The following is a 26,814-nucleotide window of genomic DNA, read 5'->3' on the forward strand; positions in this document are numbered from 1 at the left end:
ATCAGCGCCCGGTCGCGCCGTCGATCAGTTCGCGGAGGATGTCCGCGTGGCCCGCGTGGCGGCCGGTCTCCTCGATCATGTGGGTGAGCGCCCAGCGGATGCTGGGAGCGGGGCGTTCCGGCCGCGATCGAGGGATCGGTGCGCCGAGATCGGTGCACCCGTCGAGCACTTCGTTCGCGCGCTCGACCGTCTCTCGGTAGCGGGCGACGACGTCGGCCACGCTGTCGGCTGGTGCAGCCTGGAACGTCGCCTGCCAGTCGGTGACGTGGTCCCCGAGGAACATCGAGCGCTCGACGAAAGTCAGGTGGTTGAGCAGGCCGAGCAGGTTCGTGCCCGACGGCACTGCTGCTGTTCGGACCTGCGGTTCGGGTGCACCGTCGACCTTCGCGGCGATCGAGGTCCGGAGGCAGTCGAGGAATTCGCGCAGGATCGCGGTCTCGCTGCTTCCGGTCCGGGGCGGCGGGGTGTCGCTGCGGCGGTTGCGGGCGGAGGCGGTGGGCATGGTGGTCTCCTTTGTGGGGGAGCGGCTCTGGCGCCGGGTCAGGTGGTGCGGCGGATGATCAGTACGTGGTCGGTGACCTCGGCGGTGCGCCCGCCCGGTCCGATCGCGATCCGGCGGGGTGCGTCGGCCCGCTCGACCGTCCACGTCGCCGGGTCCAGATCGATACCTGCGGCGACCTCCCGCGGAGTCGGATACCGAACGTCGGGATTCTGGTTCCACGACCACGGCGCGGTCGAGCCGTGGTCGACGACCAGCAGCCGCCCGCCCAGGCGCAGCGCGTGCGCGGCGGCGCGCAGGACGGTTGCCCTGTCCAGATCGAAGGGGGTGTGCAGGTAGTGGGCGCAGATCAGGTCGAACCTGCCCTGCGGGAAGGACCCGCGCAGGTCATGCCGCTCGGCGATGACGCGGTCGCCCAGGCCGTGTGAGCGGGCGAGGGCGGCGAGCCGCTCGACCGCCACGGCCGAGATGTCGGCGGCGGTGACGTGCCACCCCTGGCCGGCGAGCCACAGCGCGTCGCCGCCGTCGCCGCATCCGAGGTCCAAGGCGTCGCCGGGCGGCAGGCTCGTAGTCGTCTCGGTGAGGCGAGCATTCGGCTGCGGGTCGGCGGCTGCCGGTCGGGCCGCGTGGACGCCGTCCCAGAACGTGACCGCATCGGTGGTGCTCATCAAGACTCCTTCTGTCGGTACGCGCTCAGTCTCGCCAGGCGTGCCACGATCTGGCACGGAATCTTGCGGTTCTGGCAAGATGGTCTCGTGGATCGCGAAACGGATGACGTGCTTGACGCGGTGGGGCCGCGGCTGCGTGCGCTGCGTCGTAACCGCGGCATCACCCTCGCTGCCCTCGCGGCGACGACCGGGGTGTCGGAGAGCACCCTGTCGCGGCTGGAGAGCGGGCAGCGCCGGGCGACTCTGGAGTTGCTGCTGCCGCTGGCTCGCACTTACGGCGTTCCGTTGGACGATCTCGTCGGCGCCCCGCGCACCGGCGACCCCCGGATCCACCTGAAGCCGATCAGACAGTTCGGGATGATCTTCGTGCCCTTGTCCCGGCGGCAGGGCGGGGTGCATGCGTTCAAGATGATCATCCCCGCTCAACCGGAACCGCTCGAACCGTCCCCGCAGACTCACGAAGGCTTCGAATGGCTGTACGTGCTCAACGGTCGCCTGCGGCTGGTGCTCGGCGAGCGCGACCTGACGTTGCCGCCCGGTGAGGCAGCCGAGTTCGACACGTCCTTGCCGCACTGGCTGGGCAGCGCCGATGGCGGAGCGGTCGAGCTTCTCATCCTGTTCGGCCTGCAAGGGGTGCGTTCGCACGTGCGCGCCGGCCCCCATCGGTCGTCTCACGACGGAAGCTTCTCCACCTGATCGAGGAAGGCGAGAACGCGGCGCACGACCGCGTCCGGTGGGGCTGTGATCGATCTTCTCAAGGCGCCACAGGATGGCGTTCGGCAGGTGCTCGACCATTTCGCGCAGCCCGTCGGCACCGCTCCGGCCCCAGCTCCAGCCCCCATTTACCGAGTGGCATTCCAGGTATCGGCGGGCCGAACGCGGCGCTGGAGGCAAGGTCTGACCTAAGCCGACGTCGTCGCCCCCTACCAGCACGGACGCATCATCCAACTGGGTGTACTCACTCCCGCAGGATGGACAGGGCCCGGGACGGGCACAGGGTGATGGCGTGGCGCGCCTGTGCGGCACTCTGGTCGTCGGGGTGATCGGTCAGCAGGGCCACGACGCCGTCGTCGTCTTGGTCGAAGACGGCCGGCTCGGTCAGGACGCACTGGCCGGAGCCGACGCAGAGGCCGGTGTCCGCTTTGATCCGCATCATGTCCTGCTCACCAGGTGACGGGGAGTTCGTGAACGCCGTAGATGACGGCGTCGGTCTTGAACGGCAGGTCCTCGGCCGGTGCGGCGAGCCGCAGGGTGGGGATGCGGCGGAACAGCGTGTCGAAGACGATCTGCAGTTCCATCCGGGCCAGGTTCTGGCCGAGGCACTGGTGCGGGCCGAATCCGAAGGCGAGGTGGTGGCGAGCCCCGCGCTCGACGTCCAGTTCGGCTGGATTCTTGAACGCCGCCGGGTCCCAGTTGGCCGACAGGGTCGAGGCGATGACGCCCTCGCCGGCCTTGATGCTCACCCCGCCGATCTGCACGTCTTCGGTGGCGAGCCGGGAGGTGACCCCGTCGGCGATGGTGAAGTAGCGCAGCAGTTCCTCCACGGCCATGGGCGTCCTGCTGGAGTCGGCTTTGACCAAGGCCAGTTGCTCCGGATGGGAGAGCAGCCCGACCACGCCGAGCGAGATCATGTTCGCCGTGGTCTCGTGTCCGGCGGTCAGCAGCAGGAACGCCAGGCTCACCAGGCCCGCGTGGTCGACGGTGCCCTTCTGGCGTTGCCGGGCGATCTGCCGGCCGAACAGGTCGTCGCCGGGTTCGGACTCCTTGCGGGTGACCAGGTCGTCGATGTAGGCGCGCAGTTCGGCGAAGGCTCGTTGGCGGTCTTCCAGCGAGGTCCGGCGCACCATCATGGTGGTGCGGCTTTGGAAGAAGTCGTGGTCGGTGTAGGGGACGCCGAGCAGTTCGCAGATCACCAGCGAGGGCACCGGCAGGGACAGCGCCTGCACCAGGTCGACCGGGCGCTGATCGGTGGCGAGCATGTCGTCGATGAAGTGGTCGACGATGTCCTGAATCCGCGGGCGCAGCGCGGCCAGCCGCTTCACGGTGAACTCGCCGATCACCGGACGCCGGGCCGCAGCGTGCTCCGCGCCGTCCATGCCGAGCATCAACGGCGGCTGGCTGCGGAGCTGCTTCAGGGTCGCCGCATCGAGGGTGAAGAGCGGGAAGCCGTCCTTGCGCTTGTCGGAGGAGAAGCGGCCGTCGGCGAGGACGGCACGGGCCTCCTCATGGCCAGACACCCACCACGCCTCGCCGCCGCTGCTCAGGCGGACCTTGCTGATCGGCGCCTGCTCGCGCAGTCGCTCGTAGGCGGCGGGCGAGGCGAACGGGCAGCTCCGCTCGACCGGCAGTTCCAGGCCGGCGAGTTCGCCGTTGATGTTCGTCGTCATGAATAACCTCCTAGTTAGAGATCTGGCTGAGTTTGCTCGGAGCTGATCGGGCTTGTTCTGCGGTGAACACCGGCGGCTGACCAGGCACCGCGCCTGGCTTCCCTCCGAGGGTGAGTGGGGTCGCGGATTCGATGCGGGTCAGCTTCTGCGGGTTGCGGACGTAGTAGAGGCCGGTGATGCGGGCGTCCTCGACCCGGAGCGCGATGACGCCGTCGATCTCGCCGTTCACGCGGAGGATGAGTGCCGGGTCGCCGTTGACCAGGGTGGGGTCACCGGTGAGCGCGACTTGGGCCTTGCCGAGGCCGCCGACGATGAAGCGGGCCACCTTGTCGGCGCCGATGATCGGACGCGGCGTGGCCTGCTTGACGCCGCCGCCGTCGCTGATGGCCACGACCTCGGGGGCGAGCACGTCAAGCAGGCCCTGCAGGTCCTTGGCTTCGAGCGCGCGCTGGAACGACTCCAACACCGCCCGGGCCTCGCCGGGGGAGACCGTCTCGCGAGGGCGGCGGGCTTCAACGTGGCGTCGGGCGCGGTGGGCGATCTGGCGGACGGCCGCGGGGCTCTTGCCGACGGCGGCCGCGATCTCGTCGTAACTGACATCGAAGGCCTCGCGCAGCACGAAGACGGCGCGCTCGGTCGGCGACAGCGTCTCGAGGACGAGCATGAGCGCCATCGACACGCTTTCGGCGAGCTCGACGTCCTCGGCCACGTCTGGCGCGGTGAGCAGCGGCTCCGGCAGCCAGCAGCCGACGTAGGCCTCCTTGCGGCGCCGCATCATGCGCAGCCAGTCGAGCGCCCGCCGGGTCGTGATCCGGACCAGGTAGGCGCGCTGGTCGTGCACCTGCCCCACATCGACCTTCATCCACCGCAGCCAGGCTTCCTGCAGGACGTCTTCGGCATCGGTCGCCGATCCGAGCATCTCGTACGCGACGGTGAAGAGCAGGTTGCGGTGGGTGAGGAACGCCTCGGTGGAGTCCGTCCGGCCGCCATCGGCGGGCGGCCCGGGTGCGCCCGTCTTCGGCTCGCTGTGCTCGTTCATGGACGGCTCCCACCTGTGCGCTTCTCGACTTGCTCCATGCATAAGGCGCCGGCTCTCACCGATGTGTGACACCCATGAGTGGTGGCGTACGTCACACGCCCGCACTGTCACAAAGCTCGGGTCGCGGACGCCTCATGCTCGTCAGGACGCCGCGCGAACGAACCGCGGCACAGGACTCCACGAGTGATCGCCTTGGCCCCGTCGCGTGGTCACCACCGCGCGAGCGCCACTGCAGAAGAACGGATAGACATCATGAGCAAGGTCTGGTTCGTCACCGGCTCGTCGCGCGGCCTCGGCCGCAACTTCGTCGAGGCCGCCCTGTCCCGCGGCGACAAGGTGGCCGCGACCGCCCGGAACAGCGCGAGCCTCGACGAGTTGGTCGCCGCCCACGGTAATGCGGTGCTGCCGCTGGAGATGGACGTGACCGACAAGGCCGCCGTCTTCGCGAGCGTGCAGCGGGCCAAGGAGCACTTCGGTCGGCTCGACGTCGTCGTGAACAACGCCGGCTACGCCCAGATGGGGGCGATCGAGGAGCTGACCGAGGAGCACCTGCGCGACCAGCTGGAGACCAACCTGTTCGGCGCGGTGTGGGTGATCCAGGCCGCGCTGCCGTACCTGCGCGAGCAGCGCTCGGGGCACATCATCCAGTTGTCCTCGGCGGCCGGGCTCATCGCGATGCCGCTCGGCGGCGCGTACCAGGCCTCCAAGTGGGCCCTGGAAGCCCTGAACGAAACCCTCGCCCAGGAGGTCGCCGGCTTCGGCATCAAGGTGACCGTGGTCGAGCCCGGCGGCTTCGCCACCCGCTCCGGCAAGAACCCCGATCCTCTCGCCAACGGCTACATGGCCGAGCCCAACCCGATCTACGACGGTCTCCGCCAGCGCATCGCCGGGTTCGCGGGAAAGCAGCCCGCGGGCGACCCGGCCGCCGCTGCCCAGGCACTCCTCAAGATCGTCGACTCCGACAACCCGCCCCTGCGGGTGCTCTTCGGCCTGGGCTTCTACCCGATGCTCCAGCAGGTCTACGCCGACCGGCTCACGACCTGGGCCGGCTGGCAGGACCTTTCGGCCGAGGCTCACGGCAACCTCAATCAAGAAGGTCGGTGACCCTCGGTTCGAGCCTTGAGCCGCGTTGTTCTTCTCGGCCCGACGCGCTCCCGGCTGGAGTTCGGCGCTCGACAAGGTTGCTGAACAGGCGTCGCGGTCGTGGTCGCGAGTGCGAAAGCTGTACGGCTGGGCCAGCCGTACAGCTTTCGGGATAGAGATTTCTGGACGGTGCCTGACCCCGGACGTCCGCGCCTACGCCATCGGCGTCGGCAAGACCGCGAGCCGGCTCGGCGAGGCCCGTCCACCTGCTTGACAGCCACGCGGCTGGCCGCACATGAACCTTTTCGCCAGCGCCGCAGCAAGGAGTCTGATCTGCGCTAACGCAATTCCGTGTACCTGGTGACAGCGGTCTTACCGACCCGGAGTGCGGACGTAGTAGAGCTAGGCTGCTGGTTCGGTGGTGGCCGGCGTTCCGCCCCGCTTGGCCTGCAGGATCTCCTGGCGCATGCCGCCCTTGGGCCAGGTGTGCGAGCTGGGCTTGCGTGCCTCGTTCACCAGATGCATGACGCTGGCCTTGCAGGAGAGCTCCTTGGGCTTCGCGCCTGGGCGGCCGCCGAGGTAGAGCCGCATCGCGGTGTCGTCCTTGTGGGCGAACTGGAAGATGCCGGCGCGCCGCCCGAGGCCGATGCACATGGCGGGGAACGACAGGTTGATGGGCTCAGGCTGCTGGCGTCCGAAGCCCGGGAACGGTTCATCGCAGCGCGGGTGCTGCGCCTGGCCGCGGTCGGCGTCAGGTCACCACTGGGTGATGAGCGGCGTGTCCGGTTCGTCCTGCCGCCATGCTTCGGCGAGGCGGGCGAGGCGGGTGGGGGCGGCGATGCCGCGCACGGTTGCGATCTTGCCGCCTGTGATGTCGAACGTCACGGCGCCGATGACCTGCTCGCCGACCACGAAGAGGATGGCGGGTGCACCGTTGACGAGCGCGTAGTGGATGGCGGGCGTGCCGCCGGCGAGTCGCCGTTTGGCGGGTGTGGGTTTGAAACCGGCCCGTGCGACGGCGGCGATGCCCTGCGCAGTGTCGAACTGCAGCAGCTTCTCGGTCAGGCCGGCACCGTCGGAGATCGCGGTCGCGTCGTCGGTGAGCAGCGCCACCAGCCGTTCGGTGCGGCCCGAGGAGGCGGCGGCGAGGAATTCCTCGACGATCCTGCGGGCGGAGGCCGGGTCGACTTCGCCGCCGCCGCCGCGGCGCGCGGCGGTGATGCGGCGCCGGGCCCGGTGAAGGTGCTGCTGGCTTGCGGACTCGGTGATGTCGAGGATCTCGGCGATCTCGGCGTGGCTGTAGGAGAACGCCTCGCGCAGGACGTAGACGGCCCGCTCCAGGGGCGACAGGCGCTCCATGAGCGTCAGCACGGCCAGGGAGACCGATTCGCGCTGCTCGAACGTGTCGGCCGGGCCGAGCATCGGGTCGCCGTCGAGGAGCGGTTCGGGCAGCCAGGCGCCGACGGTGCGTTCGCGGCGGGCTTGTGCCGAGCGGAGCCGGTCGAGGCACAGGTTGGTGACGACCTTGGTCAGCCATGCTTCCGGCACCTTGATCCGTTGCCGGTCGGCGGCCTGCCAGTGCAGGAACACATCCTGCACGGCGTCTTCGGCGTCGGCGGCGGAGCCCAACAGCCGGTACGCCAGCGAGGCCAGTCGGTTCCGGCTGGCCTCGAACCGACTGGTGTCGAAGCGGTCAGTGGCGGTGCTGTCCACGCGGACCACCCTAGGCGTTACACGACCACCGTCTTGACGGACGCATGCGGCGCGGCGGCCAGGCGGCGCTGGCGCTTGGGCACGCCGAAGGTCGGGTGCGAGGTGGCCCACAGCGAGGTCTTGACGATGCCCTCCTTGATCCGCACGGCGTTCCGGCCGCCCACATACTTCGGCTTTGCGTGCCCTTCGTCGTCGACCAGGTGCAGGATCCCGTCCCGCCGACCGAGGCTGATGTGGTTTTCCCAGTAGACCAGCTTGATGTTCGCAATCTTGCAGCCGGTCAGGCGTCCCACGATCGCGTGGATCGCCTGCCGGCCGGTGTAGCCGGCCGAAGCGCAGGACATCGGCAGCGGCCGGCCGTTGTCGCCGATGGCGTAGGCGCTGTCGCCGGCGGCGTAGACGTTCGGGTGCGAGACCGACCGCATGGTGCGATCGACGACGATCTGACCGTTCTCGGTGACCTCCAGCCCGCTGGCGGCGGCGATGGGGTTGACCGCGAACCCAGCCGTCCACACGGTTGCGTCGGACGCCAGGGCGGTGCCGTCGGCGCACAGCACCCGCGTCGCTTCGACGGCTTCGACGCTGGTGTGCTCCAGGACGGTGATGCCCAGCCGGTCGCAGGCCTGGCGCAAGTGGCTGCGGGCTCCGGCGGAGAGCCGGGCGCCCAGCTCGCCGCGGGCGACCAGCGCCACCGACAGGCCGGGCCGGGATTCGGCGATCTCGGTGGCGGTCTCGATGCCGGTCAACCCGTCGCCGACGACCAGCACACTCCCGCCTTCGCCCCGCCTGCCCAGGCTGTCCAGGCGCTCGCGCAGGCGCAGCGCCGAGGGCCGGGCGGCGATGTCGAAGGCGTGCTCGGCCGCGCCGGGGACGCCGCTGTCGTCGCCGTGGCTGCCGAGCGCGTAGAGAAGGGTGTCGTAGCCGAGCTCGCCGCCGCCGTCGGCGTCGGCCACGGCGACGACCTGGCGCTCGGGGTCGACGGCGGTGACACGGGCCAGGCGCAGCCGTATCCCCGTGCCCGCGAAGACGTCGGCGAGCTGTGGAGCCTCGATCTCCTGGCCGGCCGCGAGCTGGTGCAGCCGCAGCCGCTGGACGAAGTCCGGCACAGCGTTGACCACGGTGATCTCGGTGTCCGCTGGGGACAGCCGGCGGGCCAGGGTCCCGGCCACGTAGGCCCCGGCATAGCCGGCGCCGAGGACGACGATGCGGTGCTTCATGTGTTGCTCCTGTCGGTTCGCTTGCTTTCTGTGAGTTGAGCGGAGCGGCGCCCCGATTGCTGACAGGAACTGCATGTGGCATGGGTCACAGAGCGGCAGGAGCGCCGGCCAACTCTAGAGGCCGGACCTCACTGCCCTGCGCCGTGCTCGGAAGTTCATCCAGGCCAAGATCGCGCCTGCGGTGATGAGGAGCACTGCAATGCTCCCTGATAGCAGCCGACGAGTGGGGCACTGGGGGTCGCTCGGTTGATAGCCATCTCCGAGAAAGGCGCTTCCGCACGTCAGGGAGCTGTGCCCGTCCCAGCCCCATGGGTTCGGGAAGAAGAAGCCGAGCGCGGCACCGCTCACCACCATGAGGACGCCGAGCACCCACCAGGCCCTGACCATAGCCAGTCACGTTAGATCAGCGGACGAGACGCCGCCAGTCGATGATTCCCGGCGAGGGGCAGCGCCGCAGCCGGCCACTGAAGAGATCATTTTGTTTGGGGCTCTAATACTTCCTGTTTGCCATCTGGTCCGGCGGCGGAGCCGTGCCGCCCGTCCTGTCGGTCGCCCGCGCTGCGCGAACGCGGCCACGGCGCCCGGGGTGCTGGCCGACAGGTCACCGCACGAGGAGGTCGCCGCCAGCGGCGTAGAGCCGATCGCCTGGACGACGGCGCCGATCCGGTCAAGGACGTCCTCAGGGACTTCGAGGCCCGCACGCCGATTGGCGCGTTCGCGCGGCTGAGAGATCGCATTGTCTGCGGCCCTGCGGCCGATTACGCCCGAGACAAGCTGGCCGAGTTGCGCGCCCGTCCAGCCCGACGTGCTGGTCGCCGACTTCTCGCTGCTCGGCCTCGTGCCACGCCGGTGTCGGCTACTTTCCGTCCTCATGTCACAGATGGAGTGGCTGTCTCGTCTCGGTATCGAAGACAGGCTTGGGAACGGGAAGGTGATGGTCATGCGGGTGTTCGTGGCTGGTGGGACCGAGGAGCGCGGCCTCTCCAACACCAAGGCCGAGCGGGAGCTCGGCTGGCAGCTGCGCTACCCCTCCTGGCGGCAGGGCTTGAAGGAAGAGCTGGCATGACCCGCGCCGAGGAGTTCGAGGAACTGCGGCCGCTGCTGTTCTCCATCGCCTACCGGATCCTGGGCAGCGTGAGCGAGGCCGAGGACGCGGTCCAGGAGACGTGGCTGCGCTACCACACCACGCCCACCGAGCCCGCCTCGACCAAGTCCTTCCTGTCGGCCGTGGTGACCCGCATCTCGATCGACGTGCTGCGCTCGGCCCGGGCCCGGCGGGAGGAGTACGTCGGGCCGTGGTTTCCCGAGCCGCTGCTGACCGACCCCTACCAGGACCCGGCACGGTCGGCGGAGCTGGCCGACTCGGTGTCGACGGCGGCCCTGCTCCTGCTCGAACGGCTCAGCCCGCTCGAGCGCGCGGTCTTCGTGCTGCGGGAGGTGTTCGCCTTCGACTTCCCCGAGATCGCCACCGCCGTCGGGCGCTCGGAGGCCGCGTGCCGCCAGCTCGCGGCGCGGGCGCGTCGCCACATGCAAGCGGGCAGGCCCCGGTTCGAGGCTGACCGAACCGAGCGCGAGGAACTCGCCGAACGGTTCTTCGACGCCTTCAGGCAAGGAGACGTCGAAGGGCTGGCCGAGCTCCTCGCCGCCGACGTGCACATGGTCAGCGACAGCGGCGGCAAGGCCCCGCAGTGGGGCAAGGGCGTCTTCGGCGCCGACAACGTGGCCCGGGCACTGGCCGTCCTTGTCTCGCTGTTCGCCCAGATCGGCGGCGTCGTGGAGCCGCATCAGGTGAACGGCCAGCCAGGCGCGATCTTCCGCGACCGGGACGGCAAGGTCATCAACACCTGGACGCTCGACATTCTCGACGGACAGATCCAGGCAATCCGCACGGTAATCAACCCGGACAAGCTCGAACACCTGGGTCCGGTCGCGGACGCCTGGGCGGTCATCCGCGAGACGAACCAGGCCCGCCGTCCCACGAACTGACCACCAGCGCCGCCAGCGCTGGTGCGCCGGCGATGAGGGTGTCCCACGGCAGCCGCATCTGCCGCGGCCGCCGGCCCGCGTGCTCACATGACCTGCGCGAACGCATCAGCTGTACCGAGGGGCTGCTGATCCGCGCTCGCGCCGGCGGAGCTGCAGGAGCTCCGAGTTGTGGCCAAGCCTCCGACTTCTGCAGGCCTCTACCCGGGGCACGGATCTCGCCTGCCCTCGGCCACACCATCGACAACCCTGCCCCAGCCGGATTTCTCGTCGTGGGCCGAACAGAGCCCGCGTCGACAACCGGCCAGAAGAAAAGAAAATGAAGGAGATATCGTCCATGATCCTGGTAACCGGTGGCACCGGAAACGTCGGCGCCAACATCGTCCACCAACTGCTCGACGCGGGTGAGAAGGTACGCGTCCTCACCCGCAACCCAGCCGACCGTTCAATCCCGGACCAGGCCGAGGTCGTTCCCGGTGACCTGGCCCGCCCGGAAGCCCTGGCCGAAGCGCTGTCCGGCGTCGACCGGGCATTCCTGTTCCCCGTCTTCAACGCCCTCGACGGATTCCTCGAAGCGGCCCGCCAAGCCCACCTGCAACATGTCGTGCTGCTGTCCTCCTCGTCCGTCACCTACTCCCCGCCTGGGTTGATCGGTGAAGGGCACCTGAAACTGGAACGCGCCGTCGAGGCGTCCGGGTTGCCGTGGACCTTCGTGCGCCCCGACGCGTTCATGACCAACGACCTGGTCTGGGCACCCCAGATCACGGGCGGCGGGGTCGTCCGCGGCGTGTACGGCAACGCCGCCCTGGCCCCCGTCGACCCGCGCGACATCGCCGCGGTAGCCGTACGCGCCCTCCTCGATCAGCGTGTCGGCGAGGCGTTCCTGCTCACCGGGCCGCAGTCGCTGACCCAGATCGACCGCGTGCGGATCATCGCGGAGACGATCGGACGGCCGCTGCGGTTCGAGGAGCAACCCCGTGAACAGTTCCAGGAGCAGATGCTGCGCCACGGAATGCCTGCGCCGGTGATCGGCGAGTTCATCGACGGGCTCGCCGCGAGAGACGGCAAGATCGCACAAACAGTCCCGACGGTCGAGGAGGTCACCGGTCGACCGGCCTTCACCTACGCCCAGTGGGTCGCCCACCGCGCGGCGGACTTCGGCTCAACCTCGGCCTGACGGTGACCGCCCCGGATGTGCGCCTCCGGGCACATCCGGGGCACGGGCTGCTCGGTCTCCCGCAGCGGTGGGAGCTCCTCCACCCGCCGGCACTCTGAGCGTGGCGTCATTACTTGATCCTCCTCATGATCTTGATCGACTGCCGCGGGGAGCGGAGAGCTGGATCACTGATTGCGGGTGTCACAGACCTAGTCCGATAGGTGAGGTGCGTACACGTGCGACCACGACAAGGAGACGGAAAGAATGGCGCAGGAGATTGACCAGCAGTCCAGGCCGGGAAAGCGCTGGGCCCGCCGAACGCTGACAACCCTGGTGATGTTGCTGGCTCTCGCCGTCACCGCCACGTTGCTGATCGCGTATGTGTGGCAACCTCCAGAAGCCCGCGGCTCGGCTACCTCCCCGCTGAGCCAGTCGCGTTTTGTCGACACCGCCGTCGCCCGCTTCCACTACAGCAGGACCGGCGACGGGCCCCCAGTCGTCCTGCTTCCCGGTGGCACGCAGTGGATCCACACCTACCGCGACGTCATCCCTGCGCTCGCGGCCGACCACACCGTATACGCGGTGGACCTGCCGGGCAACGGATACACGACCGTGCGTGACGACGACTTCGGCTACGACGTTCCGGCGATGACCAACGCGCTGGGAGAGTTCATGGACGCCGTGGGGCTTCCTCGAGCCTCCATCGTCGCCCACTCGCTGAGCGGTTCGGTCGCGCTGTCCTTCGCCTGGCAGGAACCGGAACGGGTGGACCGGCTCGTGCTCATGGCGCCGTTGGCACTCGACACCGAGCTCAACCAGAACCTGCGGCTGATGCGCATCCCGGTGATCGGAGAGGCGATGACAAAGCTGATGACTGAGGACCTGTACGTTTCCGGGCTCAAGGCGGCCTACGTCCATCGCGAGCGGCTCACCCCCGAAACCGCCCATGCCTACTGGGTGCCGCTCAGCCGCGCAGACAATCGCGAGGCGATGTGGAAGCAGGTCCGCAACCTCGACCTGTCGCTCGTCGACCGGCACCTGGGGCAGATCAGCGCACCCACCTTGGTGCTGTGGGGCGAGCGAGACACCGTCGTCCCCCCGTGGCAGGCGAACGTGCTCGGCCGACGCATACCCGGCTCTTCGGTGTACGTCGTTCCGGGCGCGGGGCACAATGTCCATGAAGACGATCCCGCCGCGGTCAACGCCCACCTGACCGCCTTCCTGGACCCCACACCCGGGGGCTGAACGCGTCGTGACGTTGCGGGAGGCAGACGCCTCAAGACGCGAACGAGATCCAGGCGTTCTTGCCCACGCGCCGCAGGTGCGCCCGGCTGCCAGACAGGGCCGCGCCGGCAGCGCGGCCAGCACGGCATGGTCGCGCATCGCGCGATCACCTGGACCACCGAGTACCACGCCAAGGCGATCGGCGAGCTGCGCGCCCAGGGCCGCGACGTCCTCGACGAACTGTTGTCGTTCATCGCCCCTGGCCACCGCGAGAACATCAACTTCTTCGGGTTCATCACTGTCGACATCGAAGCCGCGTTGGCCTGGCTGTTCGCCGTAGGAGACCCTGCTCTCGTAGAGGCAGCAGGTCGGGGATGTGGTTGTAGTAGAAGGTGCCGGGGCTGATGCCGAGGAGCTTGGCGGTCCCGGCGCGGTCGTCAGGCCAGGGCGAGGAAGAGTTTCTCCAGCTCCGCCTCGGACATCGGGGGCGTGTCGCCGTCGGCGGCGGCCAGGCACTGCCGCATGCCGCTGGCCACGATCTTGAAGCCGGCTCGGTCGAGGGCGCGGGAGACGGCGGCGAGCTGGGTGACGACGTCCTTGCAGTCGCGTCCTGCCTCGATCATCGCGATGACGCCGGCCAGCTGACCCTGGGCCCTGCGCAGGCGGTTGAGCACGGCGCTCACCGCTTCTTCTTCTACCTGCACCGGATGCCTCCCTTGTCGGACCTTTCTGCCATGATACCTGTACCCCCGGGGGTATGGATCGGGTGTGGTTCAGGCCCGCAGTGCGGCCAGCGCTGCCTCCAGGTCGGCCTTGGGCGGGCGGTTGAACGGCAGTTTGCCGAGGAGCGCGGCCATGCCGCAGGTGTTGCTCAGGGCGGAGTAGACCAGGCCCGCGGCCACTGCAGCGGACAGCAGCCGCGCTCCTGGAAGCGCCAGGTCGGCGACGAGTGCGAGCAGGATCAGGGCGCCTGCGGCGAGGCGGACCTGGCGGTCCATCGGCCAGATGTGGTGGCCGTGGCCTGCGGTCGCCGGGCGGTCGACCGGGTGGCCGGCCGCGGTCCAGGCGGCGGTCCCGCCGTTCAGAGAGCGGGCCGGTACGCCGGCGCGCTCCAGCTGGCCGCGGGCGTTCTCCGAGCGCGCGCCGGACGCGCAGACGACCACGAGGGGCCGGCGGTGGGCGGCCTCGCGCAGTGCGGGAACGGCGTGGTGCAGCTGATCCAGGGGGATGTTCACGGCGCCGGGGACGTGGCCGGTGGTGTACTCGGCTCGGGTGCGTACGTCGATGACGGTCGTGGCGTGGTGGAGGCGGTGGAGTTCGGCCACGGTGAGGTGGAGGGTAGGGGCGGGCATGGTGCTCCTTGTCATGGTGTGCCTCGGCCCGGATGAAGGGCGGGCCAGGTCTGCGGATGGGCCGCGGAGGAAACGGTAGGGAGTTAGGTAAGGACGGTCTGAGCGGCCATGGCGCCGGCGACGAGCAGGAGGCTGATCGCCGTGCCCGTCAGGATGACCAGCACCTCACACCACCCGACCCGGTCGGCTGTGGCCGTCGACCACCGGCAGTCCGGCGTCCCACTCCTGCGTTTCGCGGACGTCTCAGAGTGCGCCGCGCAGGACGGACAGGCCCGCGCTCTCGGCCTGGTCGAATCCGTCGTCCACGGCGACCACCCGGTGTCCGGCCGCGTCCAGCAGGGAGGCCGCGATGGCGGCGCGCACGCCTCCGGCGCAGTGCACCCACACGGTGATGTCCGCGGGTATCTCGCTGATGCGGGCGCGCAGTTCGTGCAGTGGGATGTGGACGGTGTCCTCGATCCGGGCGGCGGCGCGCTCTGAGTTGCGGCGTACGTCCACGACGAACGGCCGGGATCCGTCGGCCCGGGCGGCGGCCAGGCCCTGGAAGTCGCTGCGATCGAAGGCCCGAAGGCCCTCGCTCCCCGCCCAGTCCAGCGGGCTGCCGGTGGCCGCAGCCGCGGGGCGATCGATGCCGACCCTCACCAGTTCGCGCTGGGCGCGGGCGATCTGCTCGGGTGTCTCGGCGAGCAGGGTGACGGGGCGACCCCACGGCAGCAGCCAGGGCAGGTGGGTGGCGAGCTGGCCGTCGAGGTCGAAGTTGTAGGTCCCCGCGACATGACCGTCGGCGTAGGCGATGCGGTTGCGCAGGTCGACCACCCACTCGCCGTCCTGGAGGCGGCGGCGTATCTCGGCGGCGTCGGCGCGGCGCGGCGGCGTGAGGTCAACGGGCGCCGGGCCGGCGGCGTTGGCCGGGCCCATGTGGGTGTAGTAGGCGGGTATGTCGTCGAGTCCGGCGAGCAGCTCGGCGACGAAGGTCTCCGTGTCCTGCAGCAGGGCGCTGTTGGTCTTCTTCTGCTCGCCGATGGTGGTGGACTCGCCCGAGGCTTGGGTGGCGGCGCAGAAGCTGCCGAAGCCGTGGGTGGGCATCACGCGCACGTCGTCGTCGAGCTCGTCGGCCAGCCGGTGCGCCGAGGCGTGCTGGGCGCGGGCGAGCCGCGCGGTCAGCGTGGGCTCGACCAGATCCGGGCGGCCGACCGCGCCGATGAGCAGGGAACCGCCGGTGAAGGCCGCGACCGCCGTGCCGTCCTCCTCCAGGACGTAGGAGGTGTGGTGCGGGGTGTGGCCGGGAGTGGCCATGGCCCGCAGCACCAGACCCGACGCGGCGTCGATGATCACACTGTCGCCGTCGGCGACAGCGGTTCGCTCGAAGAAGACCTCCGCATCGGCCGGAACCAGGTACTGCGCGCCCACCACACGGGCCAGCTCCAGACCGCCGGTGACGTAGTCGTTGTGGACGTGCGTCTCGGCGACATGGGTGATCCGCACGCCGCGCCTGGCCGCGAGGGCGATCACCTGGTCGAAGTCCCGGGGCGGGTCCACCACCACGGCCGCCGACCTGCCACCCGCCAGGTAGCTGCGGTTGCCCAGGCCGGCCAGAGCCAGAGTCTCGACGAAGTACATGAACACTCCCTACGCGATACCCATGGGGTATTGGATCAAAATACCCGGAGGGGTATCTGGATCCAGGGTACATACCCATAGGGGTATCGACAAAATACCTATGGGGGTATCGCACGGCATCTGCGGCGACCACCGCCCGGCAGCCCGGCTCCGGAACGGGACCGCCTGCCGGTAGTGGACACCGTGGTAGGGCCGTGGGTGACATGAACGCATTGCCTCCATGCCCGGCGATCATCGCTCCTCTGGCTCGTCGCCTGCCAGTGCGCCTTCGCCGACCGGTGCGGTCAACGGCAGGACGACTGCCTCACCGAGCGGCCGGCGCTGCGGCTGCTGGACTCCGGCCGGCTGACGGCCTGCCGGGCGGTCGCCCTGCAACTGCGGCTTCAGGAGATCAGCACAAAGTCGGCCGAGTGACTTGGGGGCCGGCCAACGGGGAGCGGGCTGGTCGGCATGATCGAGCGCTGCGCCGGCCTTCCTCCTCGCCGAGGCGGTGGAGCGCGCTCTCCTGCCTGTCGACAAAGGTGTTGTCGATGCTCCACGGGCCGCAGTCGGAGCTGAAGGTTCCCCGGTCGCAGCCCTGCACGACGAAGCTCCATCGGTCCGCCGACCTGCGGCGGCTGACGCCTGTCCCGCTTCCAGCCGCGCATCCGCGCCTTTAACAGCCCCCTGAGGTCCTCGTGTACGGGGCCGATGAGGGCCGGGGGATGTGTCAGCGGTTGCCGCGCTGCTTGGCTTCGGCGCGGGCTTCGGCGGTGGTCTTCAGGTCATGCAGCCAGGCTTCGAGGCCTTTTCCGAGGAAGTCGGTGGCGAGGGGGACGTCGGTTTCGATCTGGTTTCCGGCGTGGGTTTCTTCGGTTTGTACGAGGACGCCGCCCTTGACCTTGGTGAAGGTCCAGACGTGGACGCCGCGGTCGATGCGCAGTCCCTTGCCGATCGCGGGGCCGGTCCAGCGGATGCACGTGTGGTGCTGGAGCTGGCGGACGGTGGAGGTGATGACCAGCGTGGTGGGCGGAGTGAGGGGAGTGGCGGGCACCGGGGTGGTCCACCGGAACTGCGAGTGCTTGCGCAGCGGGCCCCGGTCCAGGCGCTTGGCGCTGGTGACGGGCTTCTGCCACGTGGGCCAGCGCTTGATGTCGGTCTGCACGTTCCAGATGGTGCTCAGCGGCGCCTTGATCAGGGCCTTGGTCCGGTAGCGGATCTTGGCGGCGGGGTCGACGCCTGCGCCGCGGCACTGGAGCCCGCCGTGCTGGGTGGGGCGGGGCTGCTGCGTGGTGGTGGCCTGTGCGGCGGGGGTGTTGGCGGTGAGGACGCCGGCGACGGCGAGGGTGAGCACGGCGATGCGCGTGCGGGTCCGGGGGGAGGTGGTCATGGTGTTCTTCCTTCGTGTGGCGGGTGCGGTGGTGGGCTTGCACCGATCAACTAGATCCTCATGCTTGCGTTAGAAGTTATAACTGAACGGCCGAGGAAGCGTCAATAGCATTCGTGATACCTTCTAACTGCAGCATTGGGCCCAGGATCCGCCTCAATACCAGCGCGTAGGTCCTCCTCCTGGCCTCGTCGGGCCGGCAAACAAGTCAGCCGCCAGGCGGCATGCGGATCGCCAGAGTCGGCGCGGGCGCGCAAGAAGACGAGCCTGCCGTTCCTGCGCGACGTGTGCTTTCCCTCATGACGGATCGTGTGACGCGGGGCCACAGGTCACCTCCGCCGTGGCCGGCGGGCACGGCATGGTCCAGCCGGGTGTCGTCACCAGTACGCCGACGCCGCGGGGTGCGCTCAAGGTGTAGACCGTGCGGCAGCCGGGATCCACTCGCCCCAGGTCCCGGGAGCAGGTCACTTCGACCCGCAGCGTCTTCCCCGACTCCCAGGACTCGCTCATCGAGGGTGACCCGCCCTGCCAGGTGGTCTCCCGCTGGACGGTGATGCGTCCGGGGACGCCTGGAGCGACCCGTACGTCGACCCTGCCCCGCACGTCCACGACGATCTGGGGCGTGGTGATGGCGTACGTCACGGTCCTGGTCTCGGTCCCCCTCTGATCGAGGACCGACGACTGGTAGGAGCCGGGGAAAGCAACGTCCGAGCTGTGGGGGACGCGAATCTCGGACCACGCCGATAACGCCATCGCCACTACTGTGCACACGGTCAGCGCCGCGCCGGAGACGATCCATCGAACCCGCACCGCTCTTCGCATCACGTCGCCTCTCAGATCTTCAGGAATCGCAGTACGGCCAGCACTCGCCGGTGATCCTTGTCGGCACCGGAGAGCCCGAGTTTGGCGAAGATGTTGTTGATGTGCTTGCCGACCGCGCTGTCGGAGACCACGAGCGCCTCGGCGATCCCGGTGTTGGACCGTCCCTCCGCGATCAGCGTGAGCACCTCGCACTCCCTGCGGGTCAGCAGGTTCAGCGGATTGCTGTGCCGGCGCACCAGCAACTGGGCGACCACCTCGGGGTCCAGGGCCGTACCGCCCGCGTCGGCGACCTTGACCACCTCCGCCCGGCTCTCCCGCAGCGTCTCCACCCGCCCGGCCAGCTCGTCTCTCACGCTGGGACCGAGCAGCGCCCGCGCCGCGACCGTTCCTGCCGCGCTGGTGCGCGGGTTGTAGCCGACGACATCGAAGTACCGGCGCAACTTCGTGAACGACTCGGAGGCCGAAGAGAGGACGCCTTGGATCCCCGGACCGCCGTCGGGCACGACGAGAACGCTGCCGAGGCGGAGCGACGGCTCCGTGGCGGGCAGCCGGGCGAGGTCCAGCTTGATCGTGGCCTTGCCTGGCGTGGACCAGTCCACCGGCACCGTGATCGCGGCGCATTCCATCTCCGCCGGGCCCTGACCAGAAGGGCAGGCCGTCCAGGTGAGGGCCCAAGTTGCCGAGCCGGCGCCGATACGCCGAGGGCGTGCCCGTACGCGGCGGTCGCCATCCGGGGCCCGCTGATCGACAGCACCGCGAAGATCGTCAACACAGGGATTTCCCCGGGATGCCGCGCCGTCGCCGTGCCCGGCACGCAGGGCTGCCCGCGTCCCTCCGTGCGGGGTGAACCCGACAGCTCTGCCGTGCCTCGTTGTGATCGCCGCCGCCTCGCCGGGAGACGCCCCCCGACCGGCAGCGGTACGACGGCCGCTCCACGAGGACGTGTCAGCCGGTGTATTTCACCTCGGGGAAACGCGAGGAGGGGCCGTCCAGCAGGTGACCGCGGTGGCGCAGGTGCAGGTCGAAGAAGGCCCGCGGATAGGCGCGCTGAAAAGCCAGCGCTCTCGCTGTCGGGATGGTGCCCACCATCTCCTGGAGCTCCTGAGTGGACAGTTTCAGCAGTGGCGCGACCACGGGCAGGAGGAGCGCGTCATCGCCGAAGGAGTTGTGCGCGGCTCCGTTCAGGGTCAGATTGAGACGCCATCCACGCAGGTTGGACCAGAACTTCCGCAGCATGGGGTTGGTGCCCATGCCGCCCTTCCCTGGTGTGTCCACGACGAGGTACGGCCGGTCCAACCCGCCCTCGACGACCGGCCCCAGCGCGGCTCCGTCCAGGCCCATCCCGGCCTTGATGCGCCGGTCGGCGTACATGGCGTTCGCGGTGGCCGCTCCGCCCAGTGAGTGGCCGAACATGCCGATTTGCCGCAGGTCGAGGGTGTCCTGCAGCCCCACCGGGAGCTTCTGGTGGTCGGCGTCGGGGTTGCGGCCGGCCTGGAGCATGGCCAGCTGATTCAGCACGAACCGGGTGTCGTCGGCGCGTACGGCGACAGCCTTCTCGAAGTCGGTGATCTCCCCATCGGGGTTCATGGCGACCCGGCCACCGGGGAACTCCACCACGGCCGCGTCGTAGGGGTGGTCCATCGTGACCACCACGTACCCGTGGCTGGCCAGGTCCTCCACCACACCGGTGCCGAAGGACCGTGACGCGTTGGCGCCCGGGGAGTACAACACGACCGGCAGCCGGCCGAGACTCCGGTCGACGGGTGCCTGCTCATGACCGTGGGTTCGGCCGAAGGTCACGCCGCCGGGTGCCAGTCCCAGGTAGCCCAGGTAGCGGTCGGCGGCAGCGCGCGGCATCCATGGGGCGAGGGGACGCCGACGTACGTCGCGGGCCGGATACCACAGGCTGACCATCAACTCGCGCTTCCGCGGGGTGGTCACCCACGGGTCCTTCCTCGACTCGTCGACCAGATGCAGCGAGACCGTGCCGATCTTGTAAGGCCCGGAAGGTTCCGGCAGGGTGAAGCGCACCGGCTCGGTGCCGGCCGCCGCGGCGACGCCCGTGGTCGCGGTCGCAGTTACCGAAAGCGTGAGCAGAGCGGCTGCGAAGGCCGCGACTTTTGTTCTGATCATGCTTCTACCGTTCCGTACGGTTCGGCCTCTGACCTCAGCCCGCAGCACGGGCTTCGGGTCACCCCAGGACGGTACGGCGATGCTCCGTCATCGGGAGGAATCAGCCTGCGGGATTACGCCGTGGCCGGGATCTGCTTGGGGACAAGCGGGCCGCTGGGGCGAGGCCCGTTCGCGCGTCCCGCAGGACTGCCGGACTGCGGGTCAGTGGCCACTCGAGGCGCTGACCAGCCCGCTCTCGTACGCGGCGATGACGAGGTGGGCGCGGTCGTGCGCGTCGAGGTTGGTCATCAGGCGGCGGACGTGTGTTTTGACCGTGGCCACGCCGACGCCCAACCGTTCGGCGATGTCGGCGTTGGTGAGACCGCGGGCGATCAGCAACAGCACCTCGCGCTGGCGGTCGGTGACCCGGCCGAGGTCGACGCTCGGCGCCCCCGGATCATCGGGCATGTGGCGGGAGAACTCCGCGATCAGCCGCCTGGTCACCGTAGGCGCCAGCAGCGCCTCACCAGCGGCGATCACGCGCAGGGCGGCGAGCAGCTCGCTCGGGCGGGTGTCCTTGAGCAGGAAACCGCTGGCTCCGGCGCGGAGCGCGGCGTAGACGTACTCGTCGAGGTCGAAGGTCGTGAGGATGAGGACCTTGACGTCGGCGGTGGCGGGATCGGCGCGGATCCGCCTGGTCGCTTCCAGGCCGTCGAGGTCGGGCATGCGCACGTCCATCAGGACGATGTCCGGCCGCAGCCGCCCGGCCAGGTCGATGGCCTCGCGCCCGGTGCCCGCCTCGCCGACCGCCTCCAGGTCAGGGACGCTGTCGATGAGCAGTCGGAATCCGACGCGGAGCAGTGGCTGGTCGTCGGCCACGAGCACTCGTGACGCCCTGCCGCCGGGATGCGCGCCTTCGCCCACGATCGTGTCCATCAGGTGGTCATCCCTTGCTCACTGTGCCAGGGTGGGCAGCCGCGCCTCCACGACGAACCCGTGCCCCGGTCGCGGTCCGGCTGACAACGCGCCACCGCACAGGGCGGCTCTCTCCCACATCCCGGCCAGGCCGTTACCGCCGCTCTGAGCGTTCGGTATCAGGGGCCGGGGGCCGGACGGGCCCTCGTCGCTGACCAAGACCACCACCTCGCCGGGCTCTCCGGGCGCGACTGTGACCTGGCAACGCGTCGGGGCGGCGTGCTTGATCACGTTGGTCAGCGACTCCTGAACGATCCGGTAGACCGCTAGCCCCACACCGCCGGAGACCGCCAACTCCGGGTCGATGCACAGGTCGACCGCGACTCCAGCCGCCTCCGCTCCAACGGCCAGCTCAGAGACGTCGGCCAGCCCCGGAAGGGGTCGGCGTTCACCGGTCCCGCCGATTCCCCCGTCGCGGCAGGCGGGGCCGGGCGCGCGGCGCAGCGTGCCGAGCACGAGACGCATGTCGGCGAGGGCGGCGTGGCCGGTCTCCTCGATCAAGGCGAGCGCGCGCCGCGCCTCCTCGGGATGGGTTTCCGTGACGTGATTGGCGATGCCCGCTCGTACCGTGATGACGCTCAGGCTGTGCGCCACGACGTCGTGCAACTCGCGGGCGATCCGCAGCCGCTCATCCGTCACGGCCTGGCGTGCCGACTGCCTGATCTCGCGGGCCGCGTGCGCCCGCTGCTCGTGTACGGCCATGCCCACGGTCCAGGACAGGCCGATCAGCAGCCACGCGAACACGATCAGCGACATCGCCTGCGTCCATGACGGTTGCCGAAAGCCCACGACCACTATCACCAGCATGGACGCGACGAGTGCGGTGACCGCGGGCCGCCGCGGTTGCGAAAGCGCGACCATGTGCAGCGCCACCGCCACGACCAGGAACGACTCGCTCTCACCTGCTAACCCGGCGAGTGTCGCGGTGGCGAGCGCCCACCACAGCACGGGGCCGGGCCACAGTCTGCGCACGGAGAGGGGCAGCCAGGCGGCGAGGAGCAGCGGCACTGTCACAGCCCTGCCCTGCAACAGCGCAGCGGCGGAGAAGCCGACACCGAGCAGCGCCGCGGCGGCCGCGTCCAAAGCGGCCCAATGGCCTGGACGCAGCCGTCGCGCGATCAGCGGACGCGGTTCGGACACGGAGCAACGTTATGGGCGCAGCCCATCGGAGAGATCGTCCCGGAGTATGTCATCGTCCGGGCCGAAATCATCCGCTGGGATGAGCTCTGCCGTACGGTCCTGGGCTGACGCCCGGTGGCGCCGCACCGGCCCCCAGGTCCCGGGCGGGGCAGGTCATCCTGTTCGGCGAGCCAGGGCTGGGCGTGTTCACTTCCGGGGCCGACAGGAGCGGAGGCGGTCCGAGTCCGGCCAGACGTCCGGAAGGCCCTCCACTCGGGTCCGTGCGATGACCCCCAAAGTAGCTCTGGGTGACGAAAGCGGCAGTCGGCACACCGGACAGAACCAACGTTATCCGCCGAATGATCACGAGGTTCAGTCGCCGGACCTGGTCAGCGCGCTACTGCGATCGCAGCAACGTGGCTTTGTCGCGTCAAGCGAGGGCTTTCCAGGGGTGAGCCCCAGGAACAGCCATCCGCACTGAGAATGATCTCGGGTAGAAGCGTTCGCAGGGTATGGCGGCCTCCCTATGAGGGGGGCGGTTCCCTTGTCCGACGCGTATCCGCATCGCTCTGGGGAGCAGTCCGCCTGGTGGTCTCGGCTCCAGGGGCAGCTGTCCCGCCCGTGGCCCGGGCAATGTGCGCGAGGCGGCGTTGCCGGAAGTGCGAGATAGTCGACGGTAGGGAGATGAATGTCTCCGGGAGCACGGCCAACGTGTCGCTTACCTGCTCGCCATCGACCATCTGCATGTACGAGCGGGCAGCTGATGGTGTCGCATTCAACCTGGTGGCCGGGGACCGAGGGACACCAGGCCGGGTGGTGGAGGCGGCGTGGGCGGGTAGCCCGGGGAGCATGGCGAGCCCGGCAATGGCGGCGGCCATCCAGTGGTGTGCGTGGGTCATGTGCTGACGCTAGAAGTCCCGATCGCGGAGCGACACGGACCAACGGATGATCTTGAGCTGGAGGTCCTACCCATGCCCGAGGAGGAAGCCGCACACGACCGGCGTCGTCAACAGGGTGGATCTTGACGTCGGTTGCGAGGAGGGCCACCCGGCGAGTGGTTTCATCCCCATGGGGGAAGAGCCGCGGGAGCACCGCTGGAAGGGTCGGCGGAGAGATTCCCCAACCCGGAAGGCGATCATGTTGATCCTCCGATCACCCAGGTCCCTGGTGCTGCCGGTGGCGGCCGCGCTGGGACTCCTGCCGGCCACCACCGCCATCGCAGAGACGACCACCGGTACGGCCGCCACGGCACCCGCGATCTCCTGGGGGGCGTGTACCGGACTGCCCGTGTCCACCGCGGACCTGGACTGCGGCAAACTGACCGTGCCGCTCGACTACGGCAACCCGAGCGCCGGGACCGTCCACGTCGCGGTGATCAGAGCGAAGGCCACCGGCACCCGGATCGGCTCGCTGGTGATGAATTTCGGTGGCGGCGGCAACGGGGTCATCAAACTGGCGGCGGGCCACCAGAAGTACGCGGCCCTGCGCGAACACTACGACCTGGTGAGCTTCGACCCACGCGGCTCGGGCGGCACCTCCCCGCTGACCTGCGGCTCGGCTGCCACAGCCGACCGCCTGTTCGCCGTCAACCCGGGTGTCAGGAACCCGGCCGACCGCAAGGCGTTCCTGCAGGCGACCGCCGACTTCATCCGCACCTGTGAGAAGGGGGCCGGCGGGATCCTGCCGCACGCGGGCATGGGCGATACGGCCAGGGACATGGACCGGCTACGCGCGGCGCTGGGCGAGAACAAGCTCAACTACTACGGCATGTCCCTCGGTAGCGTCCTCGGCGGTGTCTACGCCACATTGCATCCCCAGCGGGTCGGCCGGATGGTTCTGGACGCCGGGCTGAACCCCCGGCAGTCGGTGGTCGAGGTGGCAACGCAGCTGACCCACACCTCCCAGCTCGCCTACGAGAGGTTCCTGGCCTGGTGCGTCAAGGAGAGCTGTGACCTTGGCAAGGACACCAAGGAGGTCAACAGCGCCATCGAGGGACTGGTCGAGCGGCTCAAGAGCAAGCCGCTCAAGGTCGGCGACCGTCCTGTCGGCGCCAGTCTGGCGATCGCCGCACTGCAGGCCGTGGTTGGCGGAGAGCCGTACTGGCAAGAATTGGAGGCCAGGCTCGCCCAGGCGATCAAGGGTGATGGAGATCCCCTGCTGAAGCTGGCCGACGCGATCACCGGACGCCAGGACGGCACCTACCCGCTCTTCGGGGTCTTCGGCTCGTCCCCGTACAACAGCGCGGTCTACTGCCGTGACCGCGAACGGCCCGCCGTACAGGACCTGCCCAGGATCGAGGCCGAGTTGACCCGCATCTCCCCGATCTTCGGTCAGCTCAGCCCGATGACCGCCTTCCTGATCCCCACCTGCGCGCAGTGGCCGGTGCCCGTCGATCCCGAAGGCCGCACGGTCAGGCACACCGGCCCGGCCCCGATCGTGGTGATCAGCTCGGAGCAGGACACGGCCGCACCGACCAAGGAGGCGGCGAGCCTGACCAGGCAGCTCACCAACGGCGTGCTGGTCACCTACGGCGGCGATCTGCACGCCGCTTACCCGGCCGGTGGCCCCTGCATCAGCGGCATCGTCGAGGACTACGTGGTGAACGGCAAGGTCCCCGCCAAGGAAGCCTCCTGCCCCGCCACCTGACCCCCAGCATCTCCTCGGCCTCCTGGCCGCTTGGCCTGAACGCCATCGGCCACGGCGGCCCGACGGAGAACGGTGACAGACCCGCCCCGAGCCCCGTTGGGCTCCAGGTGGGCCTGCGCGTGGCCGGGCTGCAGGGTCTGCGGGGACGCGTGCGCCTCGCCGCCTGCGGACGAGGAGCGATCCGGCCCCCATGCCAGCCCAGCGCAAGCAGCGCACCAATGACGGCAACGAGACGATGAGCCGAGGTATGGTGCGGAAATTGCCCGCCTTGGCGATAGTGCTGGAGACGACCAGCGCGACGCCGAGCACGAACACCACGGCGGTCACGATCAGGCCACGCATGCCCAGCCATGGCGTGGCGCGCCGAAGGCCGGCCAGCACTCGGTGATTGCGATCGGGACGGCCATGCTCCAGATGGGGGATGTCGGCGCCGCGCAGTGTCCGGTCGCCGGTGGTCGCCTTGTCGAACTCGAACAGGCCGAGGCCGTAGCGGGCATGCGGCATCCAGTGGCCGCCCTCGGTGGAGACCGTGGTCCACATCTGCCGGTGCTGGGCCGGTGGCAGCAGGCTGCCGCTCGCCAGCGCGTTGACGAGGCGGATCATGTCGCCGGTGGTGGAGACGACGTTGCCGGCCGACCAGCCGCTCGAGGTGTTGGCCTCGGTGACGTCCATGGGGTCGAGCCCGGGATCCTCCATCATCGATTCCCAGTTCTCCGGGGTGACCGCCGCCGGGTCGGCGCCGTCCTTGAAGAACAGCTTCGAGTACGCACGTGGGTGCGGATCGGGGTAGGTCGTATCCTGGGCGGGGCGCACGAAGGTGTCGGTCAAACCGAGCGGCTGGATGACCCTGCGCTCGACCTCCTCGGCGTAGCTGTTGCCGGTGACCTTCTCGATGATCGCCCCGGCGAGATAGAAGCCACCGTTGGCGTACTCGAAGCGTTCCCCGGGCTCAGCGACTGGCGGCTGGGACACCGTGATCCTCAGCAGGTCTTCGATGGTGGCCTCGTCGAAGCGGTGCTCATCGAACCCTGCACGGGTGAGGCCGGTAGCGACGGTCCCGATTGAATGCAAGACGATCATCGATCGGGTTCTCCTGCTCGTGGTCGGTCGCCTTCTTCGAGACAGCGGAGGGCGGCGTCGCGCTTCTTGCGCTCGCGGTGGGTGCGCCAGGCGGTCTGGACGTCCGCGAGCAGGTCGATGACGGCAGTGTCGCAGGTAGTGGGGCATTTGCTGCCTGATGCCGCCACCGAGGTCCAGGCCGGCGAGCCACTGCGGCGGCGGGCTTTGCAGCACCGTGATCCGCCGCGGTGCCCGACGCGAAACCGTCGTGGAGGCCGCCACGCGCCTCTGCGATCACGGCTTCCGTGTACTGCCGCGCCTCTGGGTCGCCGAGCGCACGCTGCTGGGCCGACTGATGCAGCACCGACGGCTCGTACGGAAATACGAGATCCTGCCGCGACGGTCTCAGGCGATGGTCTTTGGGTCATGACCAGCACGAGGAGCCGGGCGGACACCAACCGGGAATCCGTCCAGACCCGGCGCATCAGAACGCCCCGGAATGGACACCCGGTACAAGATCTAGATCCAATGCCGCTTAGTTAGCGTGGTGGTGGGTCTGTCAAGCCAGCGAAGACAACAACGGAGCTCCTGCTAGAACGGTGTCGACCAAGATCACTGTTCGGCGGGAGCTCCGTTGGATGTCCAGTCTGTCATGTGCCGTGATGTTGTAGTGGCCGCGGGAGCGTTCGCGCCCGGGCATCTGGGTGAGCTGACCCGGCTCATCCCGTTCGAGATGGTCGATGAGGCGCTGGCGCACACCGGCAGGACGCAGGC

The 26,814-nt window shown here is 69.3% G+C and carries 25 protein-coding genes and 1 pseudogene; 8 read left to right on the forward strand and 18 right to left on the reverse strand.

All coding sequences use genetic code 11. The features are described 5' to 3' along the window. Position 1: 1 nt before the first annotated feature. Together ABZ297_RS18295 and ABZ297_RS18300 are read right to left on the reverse strand one after the other, a co-directional pair. Complete coding sequence (locus ABZ297_RS18295) at positions 2-502, reverse strand: DinB family protein (RefSeq protein ID WP_355346954.1); 501 nt, start codon at positions 500-502, stop codon at positions 2-4. 38 nt (positions 503-540) lie between these two features. Further along, positions 541-1,167: a class I SAM-dependent methyltransferase gene (locus ABZ297_RS18300; RefSeq protein ID WP_355346957.1), complete on the reverse strand. Its 627-nt coding sequence runs from the start codon at positions 1,165-1,167 to the stop codon at positions 541-543. 87 nt (positions 1,168-1,254) lie between these two features. Here ABZ297_RS18300 and ABZ297_RS18305 point away from each other — a divergent pair, with 87 nt between their 5' ends. Continuing rightward, positions 1,255-1,863 carry an XRE family transcriptional regulator gene (locus tag ABZ297_RS18305; RefSeq protein ID WP_355346960.1) on the forward strand — a complete coding sequence of 203 codons (609 nt, stop codon included), beginning with the start codon at positions 1,255-1,257 and terminating at the stop codon, positions 1,861-1,863. A 262-nt stretch (positions 1,864-2,125) separates the two neighbouring features. Here the strand turns inward: ABZ297_RS18305 and ABZ297_RS18310 are convergent, their stop codons facing one another. The 3 genes from ABZ297_RS18310 to ABZ297_RS18320 are packed head-to-tail and all read right to left on the reverse strand — an operon-like array spanning position 2,126 to position 4,593. After that, the gene (locus ABZ297_RS18310) at positions 2,126-2,323 is read right to left on the reverse strand and encodes a (4Fe-4S)-binding protein (protein WP_355346963.1); all 198 of its coding nucleotides are present in this window, start codon (positions 2,321-2,323) and stop codon (positions 2,126-2,128) included. Between the two features lie 7 nt (positions 2,324-2,330). Beyond that, complete coding sequence (locus ABZ297_RS18315) at positions 2,331-3,554, reverse strand: cytochrome P450 (protein WP_355346966.1); 1,224 nt, start codon at positions 3,552-3,554, stop codon at positions 2,331-2,333. A gap of 10 nt (positions 3,555-3,564) precedes the next feature. Then, positions 3,565-4,593, reverse strand: a complete 1,029-nt coding sequence (locus ABZ297_RS18320) for an RNA polymerase sigma-70 factor (RefSeq protein WP_355346969.1) — start codon at positions 4,591-4,593, stop codon at positions 3,565-3,567. 252 nt (positions 4,594-4,845) lie between these two features. On the opposite strand from ABZ297_RS18320, the gene ABZ297_RS18325 reads away from it, so the two are divergent. Beyond that, positions 4,846-5,697 carry an SDR family NAD(P)-dependent oxidoreductase gene (locus tag ABZ297_RS18325; protein ID WP_355346972.1) on the forward strand — a complete coding sequence of 284 codons (852 nt, stop codon included), beginning with the start codon at positions 4,846-4,848 and terminating at the stop codon, positions 5,695-5,697. A gap of 381 nt (positions 5,698-6,078) precedes the next feature. Here the strand turns inward: ABZ297_RS18325 and ABZ297_RS18330 are convergent, their stop codons facing one another. From ABZ297_RS18330 to ABZ297_RS18340, 3 genes are all read right to left on the reverse strand, one after another. Further along, positions 6,079-6,330, reverse strand: coding sequence for a hypothetical protein (locus ABZ297_RS18330; protein WP_355346975.1), 252 nt, complete (start codon positions 6,328-6,330; stop codon positions 6,079-6,081). 102 nt (positions 6,331-6,432) lie between these two features. Then, on the reverse strand, positions 6,433-7,389 hold the full coding sequence (locus tag ABZ297_RS18335; protein WP_355346978.1) for a sigma-70 family RNA polymerase sigma factor: 957 nt from the start codon (positions 7,387-7,389) through the stop codon (positions 6,433-6,435). A gap of 17 nt (positions 7,390-7,406) precedes the next feature. Next, positions 7,407-8,606, reverse strand: coding sequence for an FAD-dependent oxidoreductase (locus ABZ297_RS18340; RefSeq protein WP_355346981.1), 1,200 nt, complete (start codon positions 8,604-8,606; stop codon positions 7,407-7,409). A gap of 940 nt (positions 8,607-9,546) precedes the next feature. Between ABZ297_RS18340 and ABZ297_RS18345 the strand changes: the two genes are divergently transcribed. The 5 genes from ABZ297_RS18345 (at position 9,547) to ABZ297_RS18365 (ending at position 13,374) form a co-directional block, all read left to right on the forward strand. Continuing rightward, complete coding sequence (locus tag ABZ297_RS18345) at positions 9,547-9,672, forward strand: hypothetical protein (protein ID WP_355346984.1); 126 nt, start codon at positions 9,547-9,549, stop codon at positions 9,670-9,672. After that, positions 9,669-10,592 carry an RNA polymerase sigma-70 factor gene (locus ABZ297_RS18350; protein ID WP_355346987.1) on the forward strand — a complete coding sequence of 308 codons (924 nt, stop codon included), beginning with the start codon at positions 9,669-9,671 and terminating at the stop codon, positions 10,590-10,592. Before ABZ297_RS18345 ends, ABZ297_RS18350 begins: the two co-directional genes overlap by 4 nt. A gap of 334 nt (positions 10,593-10,926) precedes the next feature. Then, entirely contained in the window at positions 10,927-11,766 is an 840-nt protein-coding gene (locus tag ABZ297_RS18355) for an NAD(P)H-binding protein (protein ID WP_355346990.1), read from the forward strand. A 243-nt stretch (positions 11,767-12,009) separates the two neighbouring features. Then, positions 12,010-12,990 carry an alpha/beta hydrolase gene (locus tag ABZ297_RS18360; RefSeq protein ID WP_355346993.1) on the forward strand — a complete coding sequence of 327 codons (981 nt, stop codon included), beginning with the start codon at positions 12,010-12,012 and terminating at the stop codon, positions 12,988-12,990. A gap of 126 nt (positions 12,991-13,116) precedes the next feature. Beyond that, positions 13,117-13,374 carry a Tn3 family transposase gene (locus ABZ297_RS18365; RefSeq protein WP_355346996.1) on the forward strand — a complete coding sequence of 86 codons (258 nt, stop codon included), beginning with the start codon at positions 13,117-13,119 and terminating at the stop codon, positions 13,372-13,374. Positions 13,375-13,406: 32 nt separating this feature from the next. On the opposite strand, the gene ABZ297_RS18370 is transcribed toward ABZ297_RS18365, so the two are convergent. The 9 genes from ABZ297_RS18370 to ABZ297_RS18410 form a co-directional block, all read right to left on the reverse strand. Beyond that, positions 13,407-13,673 carry a metal-sensitive transcriptional regulator gene (locus ABZ297_RS18370; RefSeq protein WP_355346999.1) on the reverse strand — a complete coding sequence of 89 codons (267 nt, stop codon included), beginning with the start codon at positions 13,671-13,673 and terminating at the stop codon, positions 13,407-13,409. Positions 13,674-13,742: 69 nt separating this feature from the next. Next, positions 13,743-14,321, reverse strand: coding sequence for a rhodanese-like domain-containing protein (locus tag ABZ297_RS18375; protein WP_355347002.1), 579 nt, complete (start codon positions 14,319-14,321; stop codon positions 13,743-13,745). Positions 14,322-14,564: 243 nt separating this feature from the next. Then, on the reverse strand, positions 14,565-15,941 hold the full coding sequence (locus ABZ297_RS18380; protein WP_355347006.1) for an MBL fold metallo-hydrolase: 1,377 nt from the start codon (positions 15,939-15,941) through the stop codon (positions 14,565-14,567). 709 nt (positions 15,942-16,650) lie between these two features. Continuing rightward, positions 16,651-17,310, reverse strand: coding sequence for an SRPBCC family protein (locus tag ABZ297_RS18385; RefSeq protein WP_355347009.1), 660 nt, complete (start codon positions 17,308-17,310; stop codon positions 16,651-16,653). Between the two features lie 294 nt (positions 17,311-17,604). Then, positions 17,605-18,129, reverse strand: coding sequence for a hypothetical protein (locus tag ABZ297_RS18390; protein WP_355347012.1), 525 nt, complete (start codon positions 18,127-18,129; stop codon positions 17,605-17,607). A gap of 11 nt (positions 18,130-18,140) precedes the next feature. Further along, complete coding sequence (locus tag ABZ297_RS18395; protein WP_355347015.1) at positions 18,141-18,755, reverse strand: LuxR C-terminal-related transcriptional regulator; 615 nt, start codon at positions 18,753-18,755, stop codon at positions 18,141-18,143. 319 nt (positions 18,756-19,074) lie between these two features. Continuing rightward, a complete protein-coding gene (locus ABZ297_RS18400) occupies positions 19,075-20,262 on the reverse strand; it encodes a lipase (RefSeq protein ID WP_355347018.1) in 1,188 nt (395 codons plus the stop codon). Positions 20,263-20,463: 201 nt separating this feature from the next. Beyond that, positions 20,464-21,177, reverse strand: a complete 714-nt coding sequence (locus ABZ297_RS18405) for a response regulator transcription factor (RefSeq protein ID WP_355347021.1) — start codon at positions 21,175-21,177, stop codon at positions 20,464-20,466. A gap of 18 nt (positions 21,178-21,195) precedes the next feature. Beyond that, entirely contained in the window at positions 21,196-22,356 is a 1,161-nt protein-coding gene (locus ABZ297_RS18410) for a histidine kinase (protein ID WP_355347024.1), read from the reverse strand. A 1,116-nt stretch (positions 22,357-23,472) separates the two neighbouring features. Between ABZ297_RS18410 and ABZ297_RS18415 the strand changes: the two genes are divergently transcribed. After that, positions 23,473-24,981: an alpha/beta hydrolase gene (locus tag ABZ297_RS18415; protein WP_355347027.1), complete on the forward strand. Its 1,509-nt coding sequence runs from the start codon at positions 23,473-23,475 to the stop codon at positions 24,979-24,981. Between the two features lie 480 nt (positions 24,982-25,461). Here the strand turns inward: ABZ297_RS18415 and ABZ297_RS18420 are convergent. After that, positions 25,462-26,208: pseudogene (locus tag ABZ297_RS18420) on the reverse strand (serine hydrolase domain-containing protein); the annotation flags it as partial. Positions 26,209-26,814: the final 606 nt, after the last annotated feature.

This window comes from Nonomuraea sp. NPDC005983, assembly GCF_040614375.1.
Classification (GTDB): domain Bacteria; phylum Actinomycetota; class Actinomycetes; order Streptosporangiales; family Streptosporangiaceae; genus Nonomuraea.